The sequence below is a fragment of the Methylophaga frappieri genome (genome assembly GCF_000260965.1).
GTDB classification, from domain to species: Bacteria; Pseudomonadota; Gammaproteobacteria; order Nitrosococcales; family Methylophagaceae; genus Methylophaga; species Methylophaga frappieri.
This window is the reverse complement of the sequence record NC_017856.1, coordinates 340,644-366,369: the sequence shown is the minus strand read 5'-3', so window position 1 is coordinate 366,369 and position 25,726 is coordinate 340,644. Positions and strand designations below refer to the sequence as shown.

21 protein-coding genes and 3 tRNA genes are annotated in these 25,726 nt (G+C 46.7%); 18 read left to right on the top strand and 6 right to left on the bottom strand.

What is annotated here, in order from left to right; genetic code table 11:
* Positions 1 to 7: 7 nt before the first annotated feature.
* Genes tolQ through Q7C_RS01770 form a run of 3 tightly spaced genes read right to left on the bottom strand, consistent with a single transcriptional unit; the run spans position 8 to position 5,182 of the window.
* On the bottom strand, positions 8 to 703 hold the full coding sequence (gene tolQ, locus Q7C_RS01780; RefSeq protein ID WP_014702994.1) for a protein TolQ: 696 nt from the start codon (positions 701 to 703) through the stop codon (positions 8 to 10).
* A 15-nt stretch (positions 704 to 718) separates the two neighbouring features.
* Entirely contained in the window at positions 719 to 2,638 is a 1,920-nt protein-coding gene (locus Q7C_RS01775) for a phytase (protein WP_202946510.1), read from the bottom strand.
* 24 nt (positions 2,639 to 2,662) lie between these two features.
* Entirely contained in the window at positions 2,663 to 5,182 is a 2,520-nt protein-coding gene (locus Q7C_RS01770) for a TonB-dependent receptor (RefSeq protein ID WP_014702992.1), read from the bottom strand.
* A gap of 369 nt (positions 5,183 to 5,551) precedes the next feature.
* On the opposite strand from Q7C_RS01770, the gene Q7C_RS01765 reads away from it, so the two are divergent.
* Positions 5,552 to 6,466, top strand: a complete 915-nt coding sequence (locus Q7C_RS01765) for a GGDEF domain-containing protein (RefSeq protein ID WP_014702990.1) — start codon at positions 5,552 to 5,554, stop codon at positions 6,464 to 6,466.
* 2 nt (positions 6,467 to 6,468) lie between these two features.
* Entirely contained in the window at positions 6,469 to 7,494 is a 1,026-nt protein-coding gene (locus Q7C_RS01760) for an AraC family transcriptional regulator (protein WP_014702989.1), read from the top strand.
* Between the two features lie 102 nt (positions 7,495 to 7,596).
* On the opposite strand, the gene Q7C_RS01755 is transcribed toward Q7C_RS01760, so the two are convergent.
* Together Q7C_RS01755 and Q7C_RS01750 are read right to left on the bottom strand one after the other, a co-directional pair.
* Positions 7,597 to 7,672, bottom strand: a tRNA-Asn gene (locus Q7C_RS01755).
* A gap of 56 nt (positions 7,673 to 7,728) precedes the next feature.
* Positions 7,729 to 8,919: a pyridoxal phosphate-dependent aminotransferase gene (locus Q7C_RS01750; protein WP_014702988.1), complete on the bottom strand. Its 1,191-nt coding sequence runs from the start codon at positions 8,917 to 8,919 to the stop codon at positions 7,729 to 7,731.
* Positions 8,920 to 8,994: 75 nt separating this feature from the next.
* On the opposite strand from Q7C_RS01750, the gene uvrB reads away from it, so the two are divergent.
* The 15 genes from uvrB (at position 8,995) to Q7C_RS01675 (ending at position 24,350) form a co-directional block, all read left to right on the top strand.
* The gene (uvrB, locus tag Q7C_RS01745; RefSeq protein WP_014702987.1) at positions 8,995 to 11,007 is read left to right on the top strand and encodes an excinuclease ABC subunit UvrB; all 2,013 of its coding nucleotides are present in this window, start codon (positions 8,995 to 8,997) and stop codon (positions 11,005 to 11,007) included.
* 48 nt (positions 11,008 to 11,055) lie between these two features.
* Positions 11,056 to 11,132, top strand: a tRNA-Val gene (locus Q7C_RS01740).
* Between the two features lie 77 nt (positions 11,133 to 11,209).
* On the top strand, positions 11,210 to 13,138 hold the full coding sequence (gene thrS / locus Q7C_RS01735; protein WP_014702986.1) for a threonine--tRNA ligase: 1,929 nt from the start codon (positions 11,210 to 11,212) through the stop codon (positions 13,136 to 13,138).
* Positions 13,134 to 13,658: a translation initiation factor IF-3 gene (gene infC, locus Q7C_RS01730; RefSeq protein WP_083839476.1), complete on the top strand. Its 525-nt coding sequence runs from the start codon at positions 13,134 to 13,136 to the stop codon at positions 13,656 to 13,658. The genes thrS and infC overlap by 5 nt, the downstream gene beginning before the upstream one ends.
* 29 nt (positions 13,659 to 13,687) lie before the next feature.
* On the top strand, positions 13,688 to 13,885 hold the full coding sequence (rpmI, locus tag Q7C_RS01725) for a 50S ribosomal protein L35 (RefSeq protein ID WP_014702984.1): 198 nt from the start codon (positions 13,688 to 13,690) through the stop codon (positions 13,883 to 13,885).
* 15 nt (positions 13,886 to 13,900) lie between these two features.
* Entirely contained in the window at positions 13,901 to 14,260 is a 360-nt protein-coding gene (rplT, locus tag Q7C_RS01720) for a 50S ribosomal protein L20 (RefSeq protein ID WP_014702983.1), read from the top strand.
* A 108-nt stretch (positions 14,261 to 14,368) separates the two neighbouring features.
* Entirely contained in the window at positions 14,369 to 15,406 is a 1,038-nt protein-coding gene (gene pheS / locus Q7C_RS01715) for a phenylalanine--tRNA ligase subunit alpha (protein ID WP_014702982.1), read from the top strand.
* A 15-nt stretch (positions 15,407 to 15,421) separates the two neighbouring features.
* Entirely contained in the window at positions 15,422 to 17,797 is a 2,376-nt protein-coding gene (gene pheT, locus Q7C_RS01710; protein WP_014702981.1) for a phenylalanine--tRNA ligase subunit beta, read from the top strand.
* Positions 17,798 to 17,833: 36 nt separating this feature from the next.
* Positions 17,834 to 18,130 carry an integration host factor subunit alpha gene (ihfA, locus tag Q7C_RS01705; RefSeq protein WP_014702980.1) on the top strand — a complete coding sequence of 99 codons (297 nt, stop codon included), beginning with the start codon at positions 17,834 to 17,836 and terminating at the stop codon, positions 18,128 to 18,130.
* The gene (locus tag Q7C_RS01700; protein WP_014702979.1) at positions 18,114 to 18,476 is read left to right on the top strand and encodes a MerR family transcriptional regulator; all 363 of its coding nucleotides are present in this window, start codon (positions 18,114 to 18,116) and stop codon (positions 18,474 to 18,476) included. The genes ihfA and Q7C_RS01700 overlap by 17 nt, the downstream gene beginning before the upstream one ends.
* Positions 18,477 to 18,737: 261 nt before the next feature.
* Entirely contained in the window at positions 18,738 to 19,628 is an 891-nt protein-coding gene (locus Q7C_RS01695) for a pyruvate, water dikinase regulatory protein (protein ID WP_041366374.1), read from the top strand.
* A gap of 5 nt (positions 19,629 to 19,633) precedes the next feature.
* Positions 19,634 to 22,006, top strand: coding sequence for a phosphoenolpyruvate synthase (ppsA, locus tag Q7C_RS01690; protein WP_041366372.1), 2,373 nt, complete (start codon positions 19,634 to 19,636; stop codon positions 22,004 to 22,006).
* A 110-nt stretch (positions 22,007 to 22,116) separates the two neighbouring features.
* Positions 22,117 to 22,193: transfer RNA gene (locus Q7C_RS01685), tRNA-Pro, on the top strand.
* Between the two features lie 84 nt (positions 22,194 to 22,277).
* Positions 22,278 to 23,183 (top strand): KPN_02809 family neutral zinc metallopeptidase, encoded by a 906-nt coding sequence (ypfJ, locus tag Q7C_RS01680; RefSeq protein WP_014702976.1) that lies wholly within the window; start codon positions 22,278 to 22,280, stop codon positions 23,181 to 23,183.
* A 120-nt stretch (positions 23,184 to 23,303) separates the two neighbouring features.
* Entirely contained in the window at positions 23,304 to 24,350 is a 1,047-nt protein-coding gene (locus tag Q7C_RS01675) for an NADP(H)-dependent aldo-keto reductase (RefSeq protein ID WP_014702975.1), read from the top strand.
* A gap of 2 nt (positions 24,351 to 24,352) precedes the next feature.
* Here Q7C_RS01675 and Q7C_RS01670 read toward each other — a convergent pair whose 3' ends face one another.
* On the bottom strand, positions 24,353 to 24,937 hold the full coding sequence (locus tag Q7C_RS01670; RefSeq protein WP_014702974.1) for a MarR family winged helix-turn-helix transcriptional regulator: 585 nt from the start codon (positions 24,935 to 24,937) through the stop codon (positions 24,353 to 24,355).
* A gap of 239 nt (positions 24,938 to 25,176) precedes the next feature.
* Between Q7C_RS01670 and ectA the strand changes: the two genes are divergently transcribed.
* Positions 25,177 to 25,695 carry a diaminobutyrate acetyltransferase gene (ectA, locus tag Q7C_RS01665; protein ID WP_014702973.1) on the top strand — a complete coding sequence of 173 codons (519 nt, stop codon included), beginning with the start codon at positions 25,177 to 25,179 and terminating at the stop codon, positions 25,693 to 25,695.
* Positions 25,696 to 25,726 lie beyond the last annotated feature (31 nt).

The window sequence follows — 25,726 nt, the reverse complement described above, 5'->3', positions numbered from 1 at the left end:
GCTGCCCTTAAGCCACCTGTTGATGCCGAAGCGGTTGTCCGACTCTTTGCAGCCTCGTAACCAGCTCATTTCCGAACTGGTAATACAGTGCTGTAATACGAGCGTTACGTGCGCTCAGTCGGTTATAGGCAATCACCGCGGGAATCGCAGCAAACAGGCCGATGGCCGTAGCGATCAGTGCCTCAGCAATGCCAGGTGCAACGGTATTCAGCGTGGCTTGTTCAACTTGAGCTAAGCCAATGAACGAGTTCATGATGCCCCAAACGGTTCCAAACAGACCGATATAGGGGCTGACTGAGCCGATGGTTGCCAGCGTGGACAGGCCTTTCTCCATTTCAGCCTCCTGCTCACCAATGTTGACTAGCATTGCACGCTCAATATGATCCTGTTGATTACTGACCGCGTCACTGTTGTGGGGTTGGCTGAAAGCACCAAATCCACTCAGAAAAACCGATGCCAGTGAAGCAGGGGATCTATCGGCCCGTGTTTTCGCATGCAACAGTCTTAGGTCATCGCTGCTTCTGAACTCGTGACGAAACTGTTTGGCTTGTTTCTCTAACTTACTCAGCGTTCGGGTGCGCCATAAGATTAGATACCAACTGATGACTGAGGCCATCACCAAGGTCAGCATCACGAGTTGGACAAGGAGACTGGCCTCACTGATCAGTCCCCAAACTGACATATCGTGTGTACTGTCGTTCATTTTGTTTCCTTAATCTTAATGTTTCAGATTCAGCGCTTCTGTTACTGCTGACCATGGGAGATATTTGTAGTTTTGTTTTTCAACAGGCATACGGTTGCGACCATCCTGAACAACCAGTATGCCTTGCGCCCATTCGCCCCCAAGATTGGCTGAGATGACATCAAGGCCATCGGTTTCGGATACGCCGTCAATTAGCCTTTCGGTGTTAAAACCAATACGAAACGCACCGTGATAGGTGTATGGCGGGGTACTGTCGAGTACGACAAAGCTGTCATTGCCCTGGCTGGAGACAACCAGATAACTACCGTTCTCAGCCTGATAGAGCGCCATGCCTTCAACATCGGCGTGCAATTGGTCACCCGTTGCTAATACTAGGTGCATCTCACTGCTTGCGTCTGCTTCAGCCGCAAGTGCCCAGACGGCCTTATTCTCTTCACCGATAAACAGTTGCTGCGTGCGGTCATCAGCAACACAGCCTTCTGGTTGTGTGTTCACAGCGAACTCACGTTTTAGCTCGCCACGAAGTGTGCCTTGAGCTCCACTGAGCAAGTATTGAAAAAAACGCCCATCCTTATCGTTTGCAATGGCATAAATTTGATCTTGGTCATTCTGGTATAGACAAAGGCCATAGATATCATCACTAATAGTGGCAATTTCACCGATCTCACTCACCTCACCGTTGTCAGGTTGAATGGCAAAGACATGCAAACTGTTGTGGTCGCGATTGCTCGCTACGGCAATATCAATAGTGTCACCACCCCAAATGAAACCTTTACGCACATCAACATTGTTTAAGCGGCCGACAGGCAGATTCTGAAGTTCGTTACCTTGTAAATCGTAAACCAAGAGGCCACCTTGTTTGTCTGTGGCAATCACCCGGCTATTTTCAGGTGTATCGGTGTGTAACCAAATGGCGGGGTCGTCCGCTGCATCACCGAGACTAGGTACTGGCGCTGTCTCTGCCATGGCAGGCAAGACAGGAAGGCTGTTGTCTGTGGCCTGAGCGACATGGGGCCAGGACAAAGTGGTGTGATAGACCCCATCATCATGGAGAATCGCCAGTGTCATTTCATTATTCTGAACTTTGGCAGAGACTTGTTCGGCATCACTCAACTCAGGTAGCGAGACACGCTCTTCAAATTGCCAGGTTGATCCGATTTCACGGTATACCTCCAGTGAGCTATTTTCCGGATCCATAAAGACAATACCGCCCGGAACCAGGCTCATATCAGCAACGCTGCGTATTACGTCACCGAACGGTGTAACCATGGCAATGGGCGCGCGTTGTAAGTCGGCTTCGGGAGATGCGTCATACGCCCAGATGCCGACGGTTTCTTCATTAATAAAAAGTTGATTATGGCTATCGCGTACCACGCAATATTCACTATTGGGCGGCAAGCTCAACCCTCGGACACGTTGGGGGTGAGCAATGGGAGTAAGTGCGTGACCTACTAGCCACTGCTCACCGTGCCCTTGTTCACCAACCAAGAACAAGAACGCATTGTTTGCCTGATCTTGATAGAAACAGACAGACTCAATTTTATAATCTGGTTGTGGCAGATAGACGGGCGTAGACCAGCCAGCCTCTGAATAGGTAGTGATGAGCGCTTGTTGTCTGTCGAGATCCACTGTGGCCAGTAATAACTGGCTCTCATCAGTGCGGTAATCAATTTGACCATAATTACCAGACAGTAAAGCAGAGTTCTTGCCGGTCTCAGATGTGAGTGCGATGCCATGTTGTGGGTACGAGACCAGTCGTTTAGCCCCTCCCAGAACGTCCTGCGTCGGCAGAAACTTGAGGCTTTCGACTGGTGTATGGGCTGACTTAGTCTGGCCCGAGCTTGTATCGGCTTCTGACTGGCATGCCATGAGTGACAGGAGAGGCAGCGCCATAAGTGTGAGGTTATGGCGCGTTGTTTTATTCGGTGTTTTCACAATAAATTCGTCTTATTCAGTGAATTAAAAGTTAGTTAAAGTAAAACTTAACTTATAGGTAGGTCCGTATTCTTCATATTGAGCGTTGTAGCGTTCACTGCCTGTGTAGACGTAGTAAGATTCGTCAGTCAGGTTTTTCGCTTCAAAGCTGATCTGTGCGTTTTTGGTCAAGAAGTAACTGGCGCTGAAGTCAACAAATGTCTGGTCATCAACATAGAGATCATGTTCTTTATCATCGATCGCCGCGACCTCGGATAAATAACTGGACTTGTAGTTGGTAGAAAGACGCAGGCTCACTTTGTCATTTTCCCAGCCCACCATCAGGTTACCGACACGTTTTGATTGTCCTGGTAACGCAATATCACGTGTTGTTCCCAGCCCTTCTATTTCTGCTTCAGAGTCGCTGAATGTGGCATTTACACCGACTAATAACCCATTCCATGGGGCTGGTAACCACGACATCTTCTGTGTGTAAGCCAGTTCAAGGCCATAAACTTTTGCGCTATCACCATTGGCATAGGTGTTGGCTTCATCAAAAGCAGTAAATGCACCGGTACCAGCCAGATCTGTGTTGTAGACAAAATCGTTTATGTCTTTATAAAAAGCGAAAGCTGAGATGGCGCCAGAACGTCCCAGATAGTGCTCAATACCGAGATCAAGGTTGCTTGACTCCATTGGCTTGAGGTCGGGATTACCGAAACTTGCTTCGTCACCATCGAATACAAATCCGGGAGCCAACGCTTCAAAGGTTGGGCGGACGACAGTGTTGGTCCAGGCGGCTCGAATTTGCGTGTCGTCACCGAGGTAGTAACGGGCATGTAAGCCTGGAAGCCAATTGTCATAGCTGTTATTGCGTTTGATCGCTTCGAAGTCGCCATCTCGGAGGCCTGTCCCTTCGGCTTCAAAGTCAGTGTATTCGTAACGCAGACCGGCGATGAGTGTCCAATCATCAAGGTCAAGCGTATTCATGAAGTAGGCAGCGTTAATGTCTTCGTGCATTTCGAAGTCATTGATCTGTGATTCTTCTTCATCGTAGTTATCATCGGCATTGACTCGTGCCAACAAAGCCTCAACAGCAGAGTCACTAATAGCGGGGCCAAAGCGGTTGAGTCCGTAATCGACATTGCCTGATGTGAACTCACTCAGAGCCAAATCAGCATCTGCTATGCCTTGCGAGTCAAAGTCTTCATAGACCCATGCCTCAAGATCATTGTCCTTTTTGCGGCGAGAGACTTTGCCACCGAATTTGATTTGAGCACCATAGCCTTTGAAATCATAATCTCGGGCCAAATCAAACTTTAGGTTTTTTTCAGTATCAGTGGTTTTTTGTTTTTCCCATTCCACTTCATCCAGACTAAAGTTGGCTGGGTTGTAAAAGTCAGCACCAGCCAGAATTGTTGGTTTACGTGATGATCGGAAACTGACGTTACTGAAGTCACTATCGCCGGCAAAACTGGCGCCAGCAATATGCAACGGCGTGTCTTCACTCGCTCGGCTGAAACCAGCCTGACCACTTAGCGTCCACAAGCCGATCGTTTTCTCACCACCGAATACATATGACTGTATTTCTTGTGTTTCTTCTCGGCTTTTCAGTTCCCTATAGCCTTCACCGTCACTACTTTCTCCAGCTCCAATTGCATCGCCAAATTCGATACCTGATGCATGACGAATTTCACTATCTTTGAAACGACTGAAAAGTGTACGCAGGTAATAACCGGTGTTGGCATCGGCTTTATAATCAAAATTAAGACCGAGGCCCATGCGTTCACGGGTGATTTCATAATCACGCTGCTCTGTTTCTTCTAGCTTAGCTCCACTATCAAATTCCCAGGCACCACCAGTTTCAACATTGTCAGAACCAAAATCACGTTCCTGCCAACTGAATGCTGCGGCAACACCGAGGTTATTTTCCCCATTACCTACACTGAAAATATTACTGACAGCACCAGAGCCTTTAGGGCTTGTTTCGTTGACATTGTCGTTGTAACTGCCCTCAGCAGACATGGTGTAGAAAAGACCGTCGTGATCGAAAGCTGACAGGCTCTTTACATTAACAGTCCCGCCAAGTGAGTTGGCATCCATGTCGGGTGTCAGCGTTTTCACCACAGAGAGGGATTGCACAAGCTCACTGGGCAAAATATCCAATGCCACGGCTCGGGTATCACTCTCAGGTGAGGGGACATTGGTACCATTAATGGTGACATTGTTCAGTTCCGGAGCCAGACCACGGACGCTGACAAAACGGCCTTCACCCTGGTCTAGTTCTACGGAAACACCGGGAAGGCGTTGCAAGGCTTCTGCAGCATTGTCATCGGGTAGCTGACCAATATCATCAGCATGAACGATACTTTCAATACTGTCCGACTGACGCTGTTCACGAAGTGCTTTATCTATCTGTGCTGCCTGACCGATTACCTTGACGGTTTCTAGATGAACGGGGTCCACCTCATCGGCAAATGCAACGTGACTTATTGCTGATGAAAGTGTCACAGCTAATAGCGAGAGCTTGAACTGTGGTAATTGTGTTGGAGTGAAGCGTGACATTGGTGTGTCCTTTTTGCTGACTTGTTTATCGGTGAGGCAAAGTTTAGGTACACCAGATGACAGCTATGTGACAAAGAATGCGTTAACTATTTTAAAATCAATGGCTTATGGTTATTTTCGTGATTGGGTGAGCTGTTTTGACCGTGGCTCTCAGTAGTTAAATTCGATAGGCAGGTAAGAACTCGTAAGTGTCTGAAATAAGGCTTAATTATGTGCTTTAAAGGGTTGGGGGGTAATCAATAAGAAGTAACAAGTAGATTGGCGTTTATAGGAAAAATATGAGCTAATTTGACTGCGGGGGTTGTCATGTTTCTGTCATATCACGAGCGTAGCGTGAGCCTCCTATAGAAAACAGACAGACACAAGCTCATGAAAAAACATGTAATTTCACATTGGTCCTACCTGTATGGCCTCTTGTTTGCCTCTGTGGGCGGGTTCAGTGTCTTCCACGTTTGGGGAGAACTAAAACCAACAGCAGATATCAGTTGGTTGGATGTACTCTCGGAGGGGGGGATGACCACACTTGCCATATTCTGGCTTTATATGGTGCTTCGGAGCCGTCCAGCAGGGCGAGTAACACAATTAATAGCGCTAGGTTTATGCTGCATCATTTTTTCGTGGTCCATGGATGTGGTTGATGAGTTCATACGCTTACCGTCTACATTGCTTTGGCATAGTTGGTTAGAAAGCTTACCTATTCCACTGGCACTGATTTTTCTGAGTGTGGGGATTTATCATTGGCATGAAGAGGAGATTGCCATCAGTGCTCAGATGGCTAAACGTGAACGACATTTCCGTGAACACCGCCTGTTCGACAAACTCATCCCCGTAGGTGGTGCGGGCTATCTTCGTAAACAATTAGGTCTAGCCTTGAAAGAAGCGAGTGTTTCAATGATACCCGTATCGGTAGTTGCTGTTGATTTGAATGACTTTAACCTCGTTAACCGTCGCTATGGTGTGAAAGAGGGGGATGACATTCTGCAAGTCGTCAGTCAACTCTTACTCATCAATATACGACATGACGATCTGATTTGTCGTTTAGCCGGGGATCGTTTTGTGATTCTCATGAACAACACGACAGAGTCAGCAGCAAAGCTCATTGCTGAAGACCTAAAGCAAGCTGTTTCACACCTTGCCTATCGAACTCGTGAAGAAAATGAACGCGTACACTTAACGGCTACTGTCGCAGTCACCACAGCACAAAAAGACGATACAGACAGTCTGATACAAAGATTAAATACACTGATTATCAGAAATAAACCTGACAGATCTGTCTTGGTCTAGTCATGTCTCGATTAAAACAGCCTGGGTATGAACTGGATACGGCTTTTATTCCTGCTCATTATCAACCCGCGCTTCTTGTTGAATTGGCCATAGCTCGAGGTGCAGACTCACGACAATTGTTGCGTGGTACAAGGCTTAGCCTGGCCGATCTGGAGAGTCACGAAGTTCCACTTAGCCCAGATCAGTTCCTCACCCTGATTGGTAATACAGAAAAGCTGTTAGATGCAGATGACAGTAGTTTTATGTTTGGTCAGCAATTATTGCCAGGTTTTTACGGCGCGTGTAGCCAGACCCTGCAAATGGCGGGCAGTTGTCGTCAGCTGGTTGAGTTTATGTGTGAGTTTAAAGCTGTATTGTCGCCTCTCATTACCCCCCGATTCTATGAAACCGATGAAGGCTTGGTGATTTACTGGCAGGATAGCTGTGGTGCAGATACTCGTTACCGCTTTATTCTTGAAGCTTCAATAGCTGCGTTTGCATCACTTCTAGACTGGCTCTCGCCTGAGAAGATTTGCTGTCGCTACGAGTTCAACTATACCGAGCCTGACTATATTGAACAGTACTGGGTACATATTGGGCAAAACCTAAGTTTTGATCAGCAAATGAACGCTATTATTGTTCCTACTGAAAAGTTGGACATGAACTGGACTATAACTAGAAAGTTGCCTTTTAAAGGGACTGTGAACAGTGCCAGAGTACAGTTGATGCAGTTGGGATGGCATGAGAGTTTTGTTGACCAAGTCTATCAATATCTGATGGCGCACATACGTGAGCCCATAAACCTAGATCGTGTGTCGACAGCATTTATGCTCAGCCCTGCGTCGATGAAACGAAAACTAAAAAAGCACCACACGCATTTCCAGCAACTACTGGACTTGGCAAGAAAGAATACAGCGATTTATCTTTATCAGGCTCAAAAGTATGATCTTCAACAGATTGCTGATTATTTGTGTTTTAACGATATGAATAACTTTCGGCGCGCCGTTAAGCGATGGACAGGCTTTTCACCCAATGTCCTCTTTGCCTAAACGGGGTTAAATCTTGTGAAAGTCCCTATCGTAAACGTGACGGTATTTTTAGAGCGGCAATAAAAAAGGGCTTGCAGACTATCTACAAACCCTTGTATCTATTGGCTCCCCGAGCTGGACTCGAACCAGCGACCCAATGATTAACAGTCATTTGCTCTACCAACTGAGCTATCGGGGAACAGAAAGATGCGTATGATAGTGGCTTGATCTTGATGGGTCAAGGACTATGGCAAATTAATTTCCATTAATGAAGTCGGCGATCCGTTCCAATGCGCCTTTTAAGTTTGCTTCGCTAGTGGCGATAGATAAGCGCATATGATTTTTTAATCCAAATGCACTACCTGGAACAACTGCAACGCCTTTGTCATTAAGCAAGGCTTCGGCAAAAGCCACGTCATCCTCTACACCAGGCATCGCTGTAATCGCATCCGAGATGTCAGGGAAGACGTAAAAGGTGCCATCGGTTGACAAGGCTCGAACCCCCGTCATCTCATTCAGGGCTGCGACAACAAAGTCATGGCGTTGCTTAAAGGCACCGAGCATGTCATCAATACAGGTTTGATCGCCATTAAGGGCCTCAACAGCACCTGCTTGTGAAATTGATGTCGGATTAGAGGTGCTTTGCGATTGAATTTTCTTCATCGCTTTAATCAGCGATTCAGGTCCGCCAGCATAACCAATACGCCAGCCTGTCATTGAATAGGCTTTAGAGACGCCATTCATCACCAGTGTCCGGTCATACAGATCCGGACAGGCATTGACGATATTGCAAAATGGCTCGTCAGCCCAATATATGTGTTCATACATATCATCGGTAGCGATGAGAATATCAGGGAATTCACGTAATACGTCACCTAATGCGGCCAGTTCAGATTTGCTATAGGCCATGCCGGTTGGATTTGACGGGCTATTGATAACAAAAAGACGCGTTTTATCAGTGATGGCTGATCGGAGCTGTTCGGGGGTAATTTTATATTGTTGATCAATATCGCCTTCGATAATGACCGGCTTGCCGCCTGCGAGCAGCACCATATCGGGATAGGAAACCCAATAAGGGGCCGGAATGATGACTTCATCGCCTGTATCTAGATAAGCCTGGGCCAGGTTGAAAAAACTTTGTTTACCGCCACATGAAACCAGGATCTGGTTGGCGTTGTAGGTTAACTGGTTATCGCGGGCGAATTTTTTAATAATGGCTTGTTTTAAATCGGCCGTGCCATCAACAGCGGTATACTTAGTTTGACCATTATTAAGCGCTGTAACAGCGGCATCTTTGATATGTGTTGGCGTGTCAAAATCGGGCTCACCAGCACCAAGACCGATAATGTCTTTACCTGCTGCCCTCAATTCCGCCGCGCGAGCGGTGATGGCCAAAGTAGGTGAGGGTTTAATGCTTTGAACGCGCTGTGAGAGTTTGATAGTCAAAATAAAACCTTCATATTTAACGTTTAAATAAAGTATTGCTTAATATTACGATAATCGCAGAGTTAGCTAAAGACTATGAACAAACAATTTGAACTGGTCAGTGAATTTAAACCCGCCGGTGATCAGCCGGCAGCTATCGCTTCATTGGTCGAGGGTTTGAATAATGGCGAAATGTATCAAACCCTGTTAGGGGTAACCGGTTCGGGCAAAACCTTTACCATGGCCAATGTCGCGCAGGTATTACAGCGCCCCGTGATGGTGTTGGCACCGAATAAAACGCTGGCAGCGCAGCTTTATAGTGAGATGAAAGAGTTTTTTCCAAACAATGCGGTGGAATATTTCGTTTCTTACTACGATTACTATCAACCGGAAGCTTATGTGCCGTCGTCTGACACTTTTATCGATAAGGATGCCTCAGTAAACGAACAAATAGAGCAAATGCGATTGTCGGCGACCAAAGCCATGTTGGAACGACGTGATGCCATTATCGTATCCAGCGTTTCCTGTATTTATGGTCTGGGCGAAAAAGACGCTTATCTGTCGATGGTGCTGCACCTGGTTCAAGGGGATGTTATTAATCAGCGCGATATTTTAAGGCGCCTTGCCGAGTTGCAATATACGCGCAACGATATTGAACTGGCGCGCGGTACTTATCGGGTTCGTGGTGAAGTGATTGATATTTTTCCGGCAGAGTCAGAGCGAGATGCGGTACGTATTGAACTGTTTGATGATGAAGTTGAACAAATCAGTTATTTCGACCCGCTGACCGGCGAAATGATACAGCGGCTTAGCCGCATCACCATCTATCCGAAAACCCACTATGTCACGCCCCGGGAAAACCTGCTAAAAGCCATTGACGCCATCAAAATAGAAATGGCGGATAGACTAAAGCAACTTACTGATGACAATAAGCTGGTCGAAGCACAGCGTCTTGAGCAGCGAACACGTTTCGATTTGGAAATGTTGCTCGAACTTGGTTATTGCAATGGTATTGAAAATTATTCCCGGCATTTATCCGGACGAGATCCTGGCGCCGCACCACCGACCTTATTTGATTATTTGCCGGATGATGCGATTTTAATTATTGATGAAAGCCACGTCATGATTCCGCAGATTGGCGCGATGTATAAGGGCGATCGATCACGCAAACAAACGTTAGTGGACTATGGCTTTCGTCTGCCATCGGCATTGGATAATCGACCGTTAATGTTTGAAGAGTGGGAACGGTTGGCACCGCAAACGGTTTTTGTTTCGGCAACACCCGGCAAGTATGAAGACGCGCATGCCGGAAATGTGGTGGAACAAGTTGTCAGACCGACTGGGCTGGTGGATCCAGAGGTTGAAATACGCCCTGTCGCGACGCAGGTAGATGACCTGTTGTCCGAGATTAAGCGTCGAAGTGAGATAAACGAGCGTGTTTTGGTAACCACCTTGACCAAGCGGATGGCTGAAGATCTGACCGACTATTTCCGCGAGCATAATGTAAAAGTACGCTACCTGCATTCTGATATAGATACCGTTGAGCGCGTTGAAATAATCCGTGATTTGCGGCTGGGTGAGTTTGATGTGCTGGTCGGAATCAACTTGTTGCGGGAAGGCCTGGATATTCCAGAAGTGTCACTAGTGGCTATTTTAGATGCGGACAAAGAAGGGTTTCTCCGCAGTGATCGCTCTTTAATTCAGACCATTGGTCGTGCGGCACGAAACCTGAATGGTAAAGCGATTCTGTATGCGGATGAAATAACCGGTTCGATGCAGCGGGCAATTGAAGAAACCGAGCGTCGCCGCGAAAAACAAATCGCGCATAATGAAGCCCATGGCATCACACCGGTCGGTATCGTGAAATCGATTCGAGGTGGCATGGATGATCCAAAAGCAGCGCAGGCAGAAAAGCTGACTTTGAGCAAAGTGGCAGAAGAACAGGCGAAATACGCTAGTCTTACCCCAAAACAGCTGGCAAAACGGATTCAGCAAATTGAAAATGCCATGTACAAACATGCTCAGAATCTTGAGTTTGAACAAGCAGCAAAACTCCGAGATGAGCTGGAACAGGTACGAAAATTAGCATTGGGCCCTGTTGCCGTTTAAAAGCTTGCATTATCAAGCCGAGCGCGTATAATTTCGCGCTTTCACGGCAGGCACGTAGCTCAGTTGGTTAGAGCACCACCTTGACATGGTGGGGGTCGGTGGTTCGAATCCACTCGTGCCTACCAGTTTCTCAAGCACCGCGCAGACAGGTGCTTTTTTGGTTTTTAGGGCCCCTCGTATAGGCCACAACCATGGAATCATCATGATTACAGTCACCCTTCCTGATGGCAGTCAGCGCCAGTTCGACAATCCGATAACCGTTTATGAAGTCGCCAAATCAATCGGTGAAGGCTTAGCCCGCGCCACGGTTGCCGGTAAAATCAATGGTGATCTGGTTGATGCTTGCACGGTTATTGATCAAGACGCGACATTGTCTATCATCACACCAAAAGATGCGGAAGGCGTTGATATTATTCGTCATTCAACTGCCCATTTGTTTGGTCATGCGGTTAAGCAATTGTTTCCGGAAACCAAGATGGTTATCGGTCCTGTTATTGAAGACGGCTTCTATTACGATATTGAAAATGATTACCGGTTTACACCGGAAGATCTGACCACCATTCAGACGCGGATGGAAGAACTGGCTAAAACCAGTTACGACGTCATCAAAAGAATGACGCCGAAAGCTGAAGCACGTGCCATTTTCGAGCAGCGTGGCGAGATCTACAAAATGCGCATCATCGATGATCTGGATGATGGCGTGAAAGAGGTGGGTCTCTACTATCACGAAGAATACATTGATATGTGTCGTGGCCCGCATGTGCCAAACATGTCATTTTGTAAAGCCTTTGATTTAACCAAGTTAGCTGGTGCGTATTGGCGAGGTGATGCCAATAATGAGATGTTGCAGCGCGTCTACGGTACGGCTTGGGCTGACAAAAAAGCGCTGAAAGCTTATCGCCAGCGTCTTGAAGAAGCGCAAAAACGTGATCATCGCAAACTGGCCAAAAGCCTCGACCTGTTTCATATGCAGGATGAAGCGGCGGGTATGGTGTTCTGGCATGACAATGGCTGGCGTATTTTTCGGCAGGTCGAAAATCATATCCGGCAGGTCATGCGCGAAAATGATTATCAGGAAGTAAAAACACCGCAAGTTGTTGATCGCAGTTTATGGGAAAAGTCCGGACACTGGGACAAGTTTGGCGACATGATTTTCACGACGCATTCTGAACATCGTGATTATGCCGTCAAACCGATGAACTGCCCATGCCATATCCAGATTTATAATCAAGGTCTGAAAAGCTATCGGGATCTGCCACTGCGCATGGCAGAATTTGGTTCCTGTCACCGTAATGAGCCATCAGGTACTTTGCATGGTTTGATGCGGCTCCGTAATTTTACACAAGATGACGCACACATCTTTTGTACTGAGGAACAAATTCAATCTGAAGTTTCTGCCTTCATCAATCTTTTGTTTGAAGTCTATGCAGACTTTGGCTTTAACGAAGTCATCATTAAGTTATCCACTCGGCCACAAAACCGGGTGGGTAGTGATGCGGTTTGGGACAAAGCAGAGCAAGCACTAGAGCAGGCATTAAATGCCCAACAACTTGATTGGCAATTACAGCCGGGCGAGGGAGCATTTTACGGGCCAAAAATCGAATTCTCTCTGAAAGATTGCATTGGTCGTGTGTGGCAATGTGGCACAATTCAAGTCGATTTCTCTATGCCGGGTCGCTTGGATGCGGATTATGTTGCCGATGATGGCAGCAAACAAGTCCCTGTTATGTTGCATCGCGCCATCCTCGGATCACTGGAACGATTTATCGGTATTTTGATTGAAGAGTATGCCGGTGCGTTTCCAGTCTGGCTTGCTCCGCAACAGGTTATGGTGATGGGGATAACCGATAAACAGTCTGAATATGCGAAAAAAATCGTTCAAGAACTTCAAAATCAGGGGTTTAGAGCTGAGCACGACTTGAGAAATGAAAAAATTGGCTTTAAAATACGCGAACACACGTTGCAGCGCGTTCCTTATTTGATTGTTATTGGTGAGCGTGAAGCACAAGATAATGCCGTGGCAGTACGGACTCGCAAGGGCGAAGATTTAGGTTCAATGACGCTTGATAGATTCATTGAGGTGCTCAAGCAAGACGTGGCGCGCCGCGGCCGAATTATTTCAGAGGATTAAAAACATCGCTACAGATCAAAAACGGCTGAACTCAGAAATTACAGCCAGAGAAGTACGAGTAACGGATAAAGACGGTGAACAGCTTGGCATCATGCCGGTTGCGCGAGCGCTGGAGCTTGCTGATGAAGCCGACTTGGATTTGGTGGAAATTGCCCCTCAGGCAACGCCACCAGTGTGTCGTATTATGGATTACGGCAAGTATCTGTTTGAGGCCAATAAACAAAAGGCTATCGCAAAGAAAAAGCAAAAACAGATACAGGTTAAGGAAATAAAATTCCGACCAGGGACGGAAGAGGGAGACTATCAGGTAAAACTACGCAACCTGACCCGTTTCCTCGAAGATGGTAACAAAACTAAAGTCAGTCTGCGGTTTCGCGGGCGTGAGATGGCGCATCAGGATTTGGGTTTAAAGCTGCTTGAAAGAGTAGCGGAAGATCTGCAAGACCTGTCAACCGTCGAGCAACGTCCCAAGAAAGAAGGCCGACAAATGATTATGGTTTTGGCGCCGAGTAAAAAATAAACAACAACTTAAACAATGCGGAGTTCGAAATGCCCAAATTGAAAAATCATAGCGGTGCGGCCAAGCGTTTTAAGCGCACCGGAAGTGGTAAGTTTAAACGTGCACAAGCGTTTACCAGCCATATCCTCACCAAGAAAAGCACTAAGCGGAAACGTCATTTGCGTTCAAATCTGACGATTTGCAAAGCAGATCACTTGTCAGTCCGCAAAATGTTGCCGAATCTGTAACCGGGGAGTTGAAATATGTCTAGAGTCAAACGCGGCGTCAGAGCACGTGCTCGCCATAAAAAAGTCATTGCCCAAGCCAAAGGTTATTACGGCCGTCGTAAAAACGTTTATCGGGTTGCCGTTCAAGCCGTCACTAAAGCAGGTCAGTATGCCTACCGTGATCGCCGTCAGAAAAAACGCGTTTTCCGCACACTGTGGATTGCCCGTATTAATGCCGCGGCTCGCGAATGTGGTCTGTCCTACAGTCGTTTAATTGATGGCTTGAAAAAAGCTGCCATAGAAATTGATCGTAAAGTGCTGGCAGATATTGCTGTTCATGACAGCGCAGCCTTTGCCGCTATTGCAGACCAGGCTAAAGCGGCACTAGCAAAATAACGATTTGATTTAATCGCGTTAGCGTAGGTAAATCAGACGTAAAGTAAGCTGAAAAGGGCCGTGAAAACGGCCCTTTTTGTTTGTGAATGATCCTCAAATGGGGGAAGCATGGCTGAGTTGGCATCACAGTTAGAAGCATTACAAGCCATTGTCGAACAAGCGCAAAAAGCCATCGCAAATTGTGATGATTTGCGGGCGCTTGATGCAATTCGTGTCGATTATCTGGGTAAAAAAGGCCAAATCACGGCTTACTTAAAAGCACTGGGTGATGTTGGGCCCGAACAAAGACCTGTGATTGGTAAAGAAGTCAATTTGGCAAAACAAGCTGTTAGCGGACAGCTTGATGAGCGCCTGCAGGCTTTGCAACAGGCAGCGATGCAAGCCGCGCTCGCCGCTGAAAAAATTGATGTTAGTTTGCCAGGACGATACAGTGAAACCGGTGGCTTACACCCGGTAACACGAACACTGCAACGTATTGAAAACTATTTTAGCCAGATTGGCTTTCAGATCGCTGAAGGACCTGAAATTGAAGATGGTGACCACAACTTCACCGCGCTGAATATTCCAGAAAGTCATCCGGCTCGTGCCATGCACGATACGTTTTATTTTGATGCAGATAAATTATTACGGACACATACCTCACCTGTGCAGATTCGTGTGATGGAGGATACGGCCCCGCCTTTGCGAATTATTGCGCCGGGACGTGTTTATCGTTGTGACTCTGACTTAACACACACGCCCATGTTCCACCAGGTAGAAGGGTTAATGGTTGATGAAAATGTCAGCTTTACTGATCTAAAAGGTATTTTGGCGGACTTCCTGCAATCCTTTTTTGAAACTTCTCTCAATGTTCGGTTTCGTCCCTCATACTTTCCCTTTACGGAGCCCTCGGCTGAGGCGGATATTGAGTGTGTAATGTGCTCCGGAAACGGTTGTCGGGTATGTAGTCATACCGGCTGGCTGGAAGTGCTGGGTTGCGGCATGGTCCATCCAAAGGTTTTCGAGCACGTCAACATTGATAGCGAAAAGTACTTAGGATTAGCTTTTGGCATGGGCGTGGAAAGATTGGCGATGTTGCGCTATGGCGTCAATGACCTAAGATTATTCTTTGAGAATGATCTGCGTTTTTTGCGGCAGTTTAAATAGAAGGGCCACTGCAGTATGAAATTAAGTGAAAAATGGTTACGGCAGTGGGTGAATCCCGATTGCTCGACTGAAGCACTGGTTGCTGGATTGACGAATGCAGGGCTTGAGGTCGATGCGGTAACCCCTGTTGCAGCGGATTTTCAGGGTGTTTTAATTGGCGAAGTGGTCTCTGTTAATCCACATCCTAATGCGGATAAATTGCGCTTATGCCAAGTCAATGTGGCGACCGAGACATTGCTGGATATTGTCTGTGGGGCGTCTAATGTCAAAACAGGCTTAAAAGTCCCTGTTGCGGTAATTGGTGCTGTCTTGCCCGGTGATTTCAAAATCAAACAAGCCAAGCTTCGTGGTGAGCCATCTTTTGGCATGCTGTGTTCTGCAAAAGAACTTGGTTTGGCGGAATCCTCAGACGGATTGATGGCGCTACCGCAAGATGCGCCTATTGGTAGGGATATCCGCGAATATCTCGACTTAGATGATGTCACGATTGAGGTGGACTTGACGCCAAATCGGAGTGATTGTCTTGGTGTAGCAGGCATTGCCCGAGAAGTTGGCGTTATCACTAAGACGAATTTGACGCCGCCAGACTATAGCTCTGTATCGGTATCAAGTGATCGCGGGATTAGCATCGATGTTCAGGCATCATCGGCTTGTCCACGTTATTTAGGTCGCGTCATTACAGAAATTAATGCCGCGGCGGAATCACCGCTATGGCTACAAGAAAAGCTGAGACGGAGTGGGTTACGAAGTCTAGGTCCGGTTGTGGATGTGACAAATTTTGTCATGTTGGAATTAGGTCAACCGATGCATGCGTTTGATACGGCCAAACTGAATGGTGGTATTCAGGTCCGGATGGCCAAAAATAGTGAATCGTTAAAGTTATTAGATGGTCAAACGGTCTCATTGAATGACAACACGCTCGTTATCGCTGATACGTCTAAGGTATTGGCACTGGCTGGTATTATGGGCGGTGAAGAGAGTAGTGTGACGTCTGAGACAACAGAAATTTTTCTGGAATCAGCATTTTTTAGTCCGTCGGCGCTGGCGGGTCAGGCACGTCAGTTTGGGTTGCATACCGATTCGTCACATCGTTTTGAGCGTGGTGTTGATCCTGTTTTGGCAGAGCAAGCAATGGAGCGAGCCACCGCCTTGATTATTGACATAGCGGGTGGACAAGCCGGTGCGATTACACACATATCAAGTGAAAAAGATCTCCCAAAACCAGCCAGTATTATTCTGCGTGCCGAGCGAATCAAACGGGTTTTAGGGATTGAGTTAGCCCAAGCTGATGTTACCGAAAAGCTGCAGCGATTAGGTTTGTCTGTGCAGCAGATTTCACAAGGCTGGCAGGTGGATGTGCCCAGTTTTCGCTTTGATTTAACCATTGAGGTTGATCTTATTGAAGAGTTGGGGCGGTTATATGGTTACGACAAGTTACCGCTGTCGCGTCCACAAATCCATGTGCTGAGAAGCAATATTTCAGAGCAAAAAGTGAGTGTAGAACGGTTACAGCAGACACTCGTTAATCGTGGCTATTTTGAAGCAATAACGTATAGCTTTGTGGACCCTGAACTACACCGACTTTTTCAACACAATAATACTCCGCCAGTCGCACTAGCCAATCCGATTTCGGCAGACTTATCTGTCATGCGTCAATCGTTATGGCCTGGGCTAGTTCAAGCGCTGCAATATAATTTAAATCGCCAACAAGATCGGGTACGTTTGTTTGAAGTCGGCCGAGTTTTTAAAGGTGACTTGACCAACATGACCCAAACGTTAACGATTGGCGGACTTGCCTATGGGCCGCAATATGCGGAGCAGTGGGCAGGCAAAAGTCGCTCAATTGACTTTTATGATGTCAAAGCTGACGTCGAGGCATTGCTTGCAGCTGCTGGTGGCCAAATTGAATTTCATGGCGGTCAACATGCGGCATTACACCCAGGCCAGTGTGCTGAGATAGTAAAAAATGGTCAACAAATCGGTTGGTTGGGGGCGTTACATCCGCAACTTAATGAAGCGTTAGATATTGACGATAAAGTCTACGTATTCGAACTTAACTTGCCACAGACGTTGCAGGCGCAAGTTCCTGATTTTGAATCGATATCCCGTTATCCGGCAATTCGAAGAGATTTAGCTGTCTTAGTGGATACGAACGTAACGGCAGGCGAAATTGATCGTTGCCTGAGCAGTGTGGACTCTGATATTCTTAAATCATTTCAACTATTTGACGTCTATACCGGAGAAGGTATCGAGCAGAGTAAGAAGAGCATTGCCATTGCTTTTCGTCTGCAGCACGTTGACAGAACGTTAACAGACGCGGAAGTTGAGGCCGTGATGGATAAGGTTGCAAAACAATTACAGTCGGCGACTGGTGCTGTAATTAGAGCCTGATATCCATCCATCATAATAACGATAATAGAGGTAGTAATGGCACTGACTAAAGCCGATATGACCGAACAGCTTTACGAAGAACTTGGGTTTAACAAGCGTGAAGCCAAAGAGTTGGTCGAAATGTTTTTTGAGGAAATTCGCCGTGCTTTAGAGGACGGTGATCAGGTGAAATTATCCGGCTTTGGTAATTTTGAACTGCGAGACAAAAATGAGCGTCCTGGTCGTAATCCAAAAACAGGTGAAGAGATCCCAATTACCGCGCGTCGGGTTGTGACTTTCCGTCCTGGTCAAAAACTCAAAGCGAGGGTGGATAATTATGCTGGAAGCAAGTAATAACAACGAGTTACCGGCAATTCCCGGGAAACGCTACTTTACCATCGGTGAAGTGAGTGAATTGTGCGCCGTGAAACCACATGTATTGCGGTATTGGGAGCAAGAATTTTCACAATTGAAACCGGTCAAGCGTCGTGGTAATCGTCGTTACTATCAACGTCACGATGTGGTGTTAATTCGAGAAATCCGTGGTCTGCTTTATGAGCAAGGCTTTACAATTGGCGGTGCACGGCAGCAATTAGAAAGTGATACGAAAACTGAGGTTGTGACGACAGGAAAAAGTAAAAAACAATTAATTGCAGAAATGCTGGATGAACTGGAGTCATTAAAAACGTTGCTGGCCTAACGCCAGCGTCACAACTCAACAAGATTTTCCCTGAAGCAGTTCATTTTGATGGGCTGCTTTTTTTATGTTTTGACTTGGTTGATGCGCGATTTTGAAAAAACAGTCATGCGTGTATCAATAGATGATGTTCATAAATTTGTCATCAAGTTGGCCTAAGCCAATGAGCTGTTTTTAAAAGTTCATTATCTTGTGTCAACAACACGCTGAGCGCCTGTGAAAATTTTGTTGATTCCAAACGTTGTTTAAGCACATCATAGACCAATGAGCGATTTAGTAGAATCAACACCTAACTCAGTAAGACAGGTCTTTTTCGTCTCTGACCGCACGGGCCTGACTGCCGAGTCTTATGGCAAATGTCTTTTGGCGCAGTTTCCTGACATTGAGTTTGAAACTATCACTTTGGCCTTTGTTGACACACGCGAAAAAGCGGAAGATGCCCGAGAGCAGATAAATGCATTAAGTGCCCAGTCGGAATACCAACCCTTTGTATTCAGCACGCTTGTTAATGATGAAGCCCAATTCATTTTAGAAGAATCTGATGGTTACGTTATCAGTCTTTTCCATAGCTTTATTGGCTCAATGGAAAACTTCTTGGGCATGCCGTCCTCACAAAAACAGGGTGTTTCGCGAATTTCGATAAGCGATACTACCTATCAACGTCGATTGGATGCGATTGATTATGCCTTGACGCACGATGATGGTATTCGCCCTGATCAGTACGAAGAAGCAGATGTTATTTTAGTTGGGGTTTCCCGCTGTGGCAAAACGCCAACCAGCCTCTATTTAGCGATGAATTTCTCACTTAAAGTGGCAAATTACCCACTCACCGTAGAGGATTTGGAAGCGGAAGAGTTACCCGATTATCTGCTGATCCATCAGCAAAAATTAGCAGGCTTAACTATTAAACCGGTACCGCTCAGTCGAATTCGTCGTCAGCGTAGGCCGGATAGTAATTATTCTTCTCTGGAAATTTGTCAGGCAGAACTTGCCAAGGCAATGTCGATGTTTGAAAAGGTGTCGATCCCGGTATTTGATACGACCAATACTTCAATCGAAGAAATTTCCAGTCGGGTAGTGCGAGCCCTCGGTCTCGCTCGTGAACGGATCCGCGAATCCACGATCACATTTAATAAATCTAAAAAATCAAGGTAGTCGTCATGACCGAATATGTAATTTCCCTGGATAAGTTATGCATGGAAGATGTTAACCGGGTAGGGGGCAAAAATGCTTCTCTTGGTGAAATGCTGCAAAACTTGGCGCCGCTTGGCGTTGCTGTTCCAAGTGGTTTTGCCACCACAGCGGACGCTTACAGAGAATTCCTTGCCCACGATGGTTTGCAGGATAAAATTAACGCGCGGTTACGTGAGTTGGATGTCGATGATGTTATTGCTTTGCAAAAAACCGGTCGCGAAATTCGTGACTGGATCATGACCATTCCGTATCCGGAAGCGATGGAAAAAGCCATCGACGAAGCCTATATCGGTCTGGAAAAAGAATATGGCTCAGAGACCACCTACGCTGTGCGTTCATCAGCCACCGCAGAAGATTTACCTGATGCGTCATTTGCGGGTCAGCAAGAAACTTTCCTCAATGTGTCTGGCCTCGACAATATCAAAAAGCAAATTCGTGAAGTATTCGCGTCATTGTTTAATGACCGCGCGATTGCCTACCGCGATCACCAAGGCTTTGACCACTCTGAAGTGGCTCTGTCTGCCGGTGTACAGAAGATGGTACGTTCTGATATCGCCAGTGCCGGTGTGGCGTTTTCACTCGATACCGAAAGCGGTTTCCGTGACGTCGTCTTTGTAACAGGCAGTTACGGTCTGGGTGAAATGGTGGTACAGGGTGCGGTTAACCCTGATGAATTTTACGTTCACAAACAAACGCTGGCTGAAGGCCGTCCTGCTGTTCTGCGCCGTACCGTTGGCCAGAAAGCGATCAAGATGGTGTACTCAGGTGAGGCTGAATCACCGGTTAAAACCATCGATGTTGAAGGTAATGACCGTCTGCACTTCTGTCTGAGTGACAAAGAAGTTGAAGCTTTGGCAGAAATGGTCGTCACTATTGAAAAACACTATCAGCGTCCGATGGACGTTGAGTGGGCCAAAGACGGCAACGATGGCCGCATTTACATCGTTCAGGCACGCCCTGAAACCGTTCAAAGTCGCACCAAGAAAAATGTCCGTGAATCTTACGCGCTGAAACAAGAAGGCAACCTGCTGGCCGTTGGTCGTGCGATTGGTAGCAAGATTGGCCAGGGTAAAGTGCGTTTGCTGAACAGCCTGGAGCAAATGGACAAGTTCGAAGCTGGCGATGTGCTGCTGACAGACATGACCGACCCGGATTGGGAACCGATCATGAAACGTGCCTCTGCGATCATCACCAACCGTGGCGGTCGTACCTGCCACGCGGCGATCATCGCGCGTGAACTGGGTATTCCGGCTGTGGTTGGTTGTGGTGATGCGACTGAGAAAGTTGTCGAAGGCAGCAACGTGACCGTCTCTTGTGCACAAGGTGACGAAGGTAATATTTACGAGGGGCTGCTTGAGTTCGAACATAAAGTCGAAGAACTCGACAACATGCCTGAACTGCCAGTCAAAATCATGATGAATGTTGGAAACCCTGACCGTGCATTCAGCTTTGCCCAACTGCCGAACAAAGGTGTGGGTCTGGCCCGTTTGGAATTCATCATCAACAACATGATCGGTATCCACCCGAAAGCGTTGATGAATGCGGACCAAATGGAAGGTGACGTCAAACAAGCGATTGTTGAACGTACTACCGCTTACGGTGATCCAGTTGAGTTCTACATCAGCCGTATTGCAGAAGGTGTCGCGACTATCGCTGCTGCTTTCTACCCAGAAACCGTTATTGTTCGTATGTCGGACTTCAAATCAAACGAATACGCTAACCTGATTGGTGGCCCGCTGTTTGAACCACATGAAGAAAACCCGATGATTGGTTTCCGTGGCGCATCACGTTACAGCTCTGACGACTTTGCCGAGTGCTTCAAACTGGAAGCCGAAGCGATGAAACGCGTCCGTGACGAAATGGGTCTGACTAACGTGGAACTGATGATCCCGTTCGTTCGTACCACTAAAGAAGCGGATTCTGTCGTCAAGATTCTGAAAGAGAACGGTTTGGAACGTGGCAAGAACGGTCTGCGTCTGATCATGATGTGTGAACTGCCTTCAAACGCAGTTCTGGCCGAAGATTTCCTCGAATACTTCGATGGTTTCTCTATCGGCTCAAACGACATGACTCAGCTGACATTGGGTCTGGATCGTGACTCAGCCTTGGTAGCCGAATCATTTGATGAGCGTAACCCTGCGGTTCTGAAAATGCTGGATATGGCGATCAAAGCCTGCCGTGATGCCGGTAAATACGTTGGTATCTGTGGTCAAGGTCCATCTGATCATCCCGATCTGGCGGAATGGCTGCTGGAGCGTGGTATCAGCAGTATCTCGCTGAACCCGGATACCGTTGTTAGCACCTGGCAGCAACTGTCAGAAATGAACGCTAATAAATAAAACGCGATTATTGCACTTCCCCGACCTGTTCAACCAGGTCGGGGTTTGCTAATATACTTGCCGTCGTTAATCTCGTCCGGTTCCGGACAGCACACAGTTAACACATTCGTCGGGGCATGGCGCAGCCTGGTAGCGCACTTGCATGGGGTGCAAGGGGTCGAAGGTTCAAATCCTTCTGTCCCGACCAATTTCTATTTACCATTTTTCCTTAACCAGTTTAACCTTTTCATTATGCTATATTGCTACTTCTTTGATTAGGTATGATGCCGTTATGAGATGGCGTGGTAATCGCAGAAGCAGCAATATTGATAACCGGCGTGGTCAACGGATGTCTGGCCTGTCTGGTGCTGGTGGCTCGGGTCTGATTCGCCTGTTACCCGCGGTATTTAAGCTATTGGGCTTTAAAGGCACTTTGATATTGATTGTCGGGGTGGTGGGCTTTGCGGCATTTACCGGTAATTTACAAACCTTATTATCAGTAATTGGCATGTCTGCTGGCCCGACGTCAGTCCAGTCTGAACCATATCAGGAAACGGCTGCTGAAAAAGAGCAGGTTGATTTTGTTTCGGTTGTTCTGGCAGATACGGAAGATACCTGGACCGCTTTATTTAAAGCACGTGATTTAACCTATCAGCAGCCGAAACTGGTGTTATTTCGTAATGCGGTTCAATCCGCTTGCGGTCTAGGTCAGTCGGCGATGGGGCCTTTTTATTGTCCGGCGGATCAGCAGGTTTATATTGATTTGAGTTTTTATGATCAACTAAAGAATCAATTTAAAGCGCCTGGTGATTTTGCACAGGCATATGTGATTGCCCATGAAGTGGGTCACCATGTGCAGACGCTGTTAGGCATTTCTCAAAAAGTGCATTCACAGCGCAGCCGACTGAGTGAGGTGGAAGGCAATAAATTATCTGTTAAGCAAGAGTTGCAGGCGGATTGTTTTGCTGGCGTTTGGGCACATCATGCCGATAAAGAGCGACAATTACTGGAAGCGGGTGATATTGAAGAGGGGTTGAGAGCGGCCAGTGCCATTGGTGATGATACGCTGCAAAAGCAGTCAAGGGGGTATGTCAGTCCTGACTCTTTTACCCATGGGTCCTCACAACAGCGAGTAGGTTGGTTCACCATCGGCTTTGAGTCTGGCGATCCGGATCGCTGTAATACATTTCAAAACTGATTACGCCCGGTTATTTAATATTTGGCTGTGATCTGAACTCGGTGAATTTTGTTACCCTGAATACTTTTATCGTGCATCATGACGCGTGTGCACATGCTGCCGGGTGTTAATGGAGTTTTCATGCAACGTAATCAACTTGGTCACAGTGATCTGATCGTCAGCCAGATTTGCCTTGGCACAATGACTTTTGGTCAGCAAAATACGCTGTCAGAAGGCTGCGCACAGCTTGACTATGCGCTCAGTGAAGGCGTCAACTTTATTGATACCGCAGAGTTATATGCCATTCCACCAAAGGCAGAGACCTACGGTGAAACTGAGCGTATTGTTGGCCACTGGTTGCAACAGCGTGGTCGTCGCGAGGATATTGTGCTTGCCAGCAAAATTGCCGGACCAGGACCAGACTGGATTCCCCATATTCGTGGCGGAAACAGTCGATTCGACGCGAGTCATATTGACGCGGCATTACATGACAGCCTGTCTCGCCTGCAAACGGATTTTCTGGATTTGTACCAGTTGCATTGGCCTGAACGCCAAACGAACTATTTTGGCAAATTGGGCTTTCAAGCACCCGTTGATGAATCAACCATGACGCCCGTTGTGGAAACATTACAAGCACTGAAAAAACACATTGACGCCGGTAAAATTCGCTATATTGGCCTGTCCAATGAGACCCCATGGGGAATCATGCAGTTTACACTGGTGGCACGACAGCTCGGTCTGCCAGAAATTGTGTCGGTACAAAACCCCTACAGTCTGTTAAATCGTAGCTATGAAATTGGTGGTGCAGAAATCAGTTATCGCGAGCAAATCAGTTTACTCTCGTATTCGCCACTTGGATTTGGTGTGTTGAGTGGCAAGTATCTAAATGCGAACCAACCTGCGCAAGCAAGGCTTACTCTGTGGCCGCATTACGCGCGATATACAAATCCCCAAGCAATTCAAGCAACGAAAGCCTACGTTGAGTTGGCAAAAGCTAATGATTTGGATCCGTCACAAATGGCGTTAGCCTATGTGAATAGTCGTTCGTTTAATGCCGCTACCATTATTGGCGCAACCACGATGGCGCAGTTGCAAGATAACATTGCGAGTCAAAAGCTCAATTTGTCAGCAGAGGTATTGGCAGAAATCGAAGCTATTCACCAGCGGTTTCCTAACCCGGCACCCTAAAGTTAATTTTTAGTTTTTTTAGTGGAATGCGAAGCCGATAAATCCTCATCTAGGAGGTCGATTTCAAGCAAAGGTGCAACCTCCAAATGCTGTGCATCCATCATCTGTGCGACGCGTTTAAGTGATGAGATAATCATGGTTTGCTCCCATTCCTGAAGTTTGCTGAATTCCCGTGTGAACCTGTCTTGCAAAGGGATGGGCGCGCTTTTAAGCATTTCTAAGGACGCTTCTGTAAGGTAAACATGAACTTTACGTTTATCCGTTTGTGAGCGCTTGCGAACGACCAGTATTCTTTTTTCAAGTCTGTCCAAAATGCTAGTCACAGTCGCTTGGCTAAGGCTCATGTCATGCGCTAACTCACCGATGGTCAGTTGACCTTTATCACGTAAAGTCTGCAGCAATAAAATTTGTGGAGCAGTTAACCCAGTCGTTTTTGCTAAATATTTGGAGTGCAAGTCAGTAGCCCGGATAACTCGACGCAAGGCAACTAATACTTCTTCAATATAGTTCAAAAGATTTTCCTTCTCAGATGGACTGAGCGCTAATTCATCCAGTACTTCGGTATTAATTGGTATCTGATTCAGCATAGGTACAATCGACCCCTCGCTTTGTCTTTTTCACCAACGGATTCATTTAATTAATGTGACATCAAATGATGTTTCACTAAGTTTGCTGGCTTGATAATGAAAAATACTTAGTGTACTATACATTTGCGTTTTCAAAATATCAATATGTTAATCAATAATTTAACGAAATTTAAGTTTAATAATACGTGTTAAATGGTTAAAACTATATTGATGTATAAATAATTGAATAAGATGTAATTATGCCTAAATCAAACAACGCTTCAGATGACATATCGCTTATCGCCCCTCACGCTGAGTTGGGGGCCGAAGTTCATAAATTAATTGCGGCTTGTCCGCCACTCGATACGAATTCCATGTATTGCAATCTGTTGCAAGCCAGTCACTTTGCTTCGACTTCGGTTGCTGCCACGATGGATGGCAATGTAGTGGGGTTTATCTCGGGCTATCGAATTCCAGATCAGCCCGACACATTATTCGTATGGCAGGTAGCTGTCGGTGAGTCGGCACGGGGTAAGGGCTTAGCTAAGCGCATGTTACTGAGCATCCTGAATCGCCCAGATAACAAAGACATTAAGTTTATTCATACCACCATCACACCTGACAACAAAGCATCATGGGCATTATTTGAAAGTTTGACCAGAAAATTGGATACCCAGATTAGTCACAGTGTGTTTTTTGACGAGCAACAACACTTTGCCGGTCAGCACAAAACGGAAATGTTGGTGAAAGTGGGTCCCTTTAAAGCAGCTAATGCATAAAAGACTTGCTCAAGCAGAATTTATATTAGGA

Bases quoted from the DNA above. Each gene is read 5' to 3' on its own strand.
- tolQ (WP_014702994.1), bottom strand. From the start codon at position 703: ATGAACGACAGTACACACGATATGTCAGTTTGGGGACTGATCAGTGAG.
- Q7C_RS01770 (WP_014702992.1), bottom strand. From the start codon at position 5,182: ATGTCACGCTTCACTCCAACACAATTACCACAGTTCAAGCTCTCGCTA.
- Q7C_RS01765 (WP_014702990.1), top strand. From the start codon at position 5,552: ATGAAAAAACATGTAATTTCACATTGGTCCTACCTGTATGGCCTCTTG.
- Q7C_RS01760 (WP_014702989.1), top strand. From the start codon at position 6,469: ATGTCTCGATTAAAACAGCCTGGGTATGAACTGGATACGGCTTTTATT.
- uvrB (WP_014702987.1), top strand. From the start codon at position 8,995: ATGAACAAACAATTTGAACTGGTCAGTGAATTTAAACCCGCCGGTGAT.
- thrS (WP_014702986.1), top strand. From the start codon at position 11,210: ATGATTACAGTCACCCTTCCTGATGGCAGTCAGCGCCAGTTCGACAAT.
- rpmI (WP_014702984.1), top strand. From the start codon at position 13,688: ATGCCCAAATTGAAAAATCATAGCGGTGCGGCCAAGCGTTTTAAGCGC.
- rplT (WP_014702983.1), top strand. From the start codon at position 13,901: ATGTCTAGAGTCAAACGCGGCGTCAGAGCACGTGCTCGCCATAAAAAA.
- pheS (WP_014702982.1), top strand. From the start codon at position 14,369: ATGGCTGAGTTGGCATCACAGTTAGAAGCATTACAAGCCATTGTCGAA.
- pheT (WP_014702981.1), top strand. From the start codon at position 15,422: ATGAAATTAAGTGAAAAATGGTTACGGCAGTGGGTGAATCCCGATTGC.
- ihfA (WP_014702980.1), top strand. From the start codon at position 17,834: ATGGCACTGACTAAAGCCGATATGACCGAACAGCTTTACGAAGAACTT.
- Q7C_RS01700 (WP_014702979.1), top strand. From the start codon at position 18,114: ATGCTGGAAGCAAGTAATAACAACGAGTTACCGGCAATTCCCGGGAAA.
- Q7C_RS01695 (WP_041366374.1), top strand. From the start codon at position 18,738: ATGAGCGATTTAGTAGAATCAACACCTAACTCAGTAAGACAGGTCTTT.
- ppsA (WP_041366372.1), top strand. From the start codon at position 19,634: ATGACCGAATATGTAATTTCCCTGGATAAGTTATGCATGGAAGATGTT.
- ypfJ (WP_014702976.1), top strand. From the start codon at position 22,278: ATGAGATGGCGTGGTAATCGCAGAAGCAGCAATATTGATAACCGGCGT.
- Q7C_RS01675 (WP_014702975.1), top strand. From the start codon at position 23,304: ATGCAACGTAATCAACTTGGTCACAGTGATCTGATCGTCAGCCAGATT.
- Q7C_RS01670 (WP_014702974.1), bottom strand. From the start codon at position 24,937: ATGCTGAATCAGATACCAATTAATACCGAAGTACTGGATGAATTAGCG.
- ectA (WP_014702973.1), top strand. From the start codon at position 25,177: ATGCCTAAATCAAACAACGCTTCAGATGACATATCGCTTATCGCCCCT.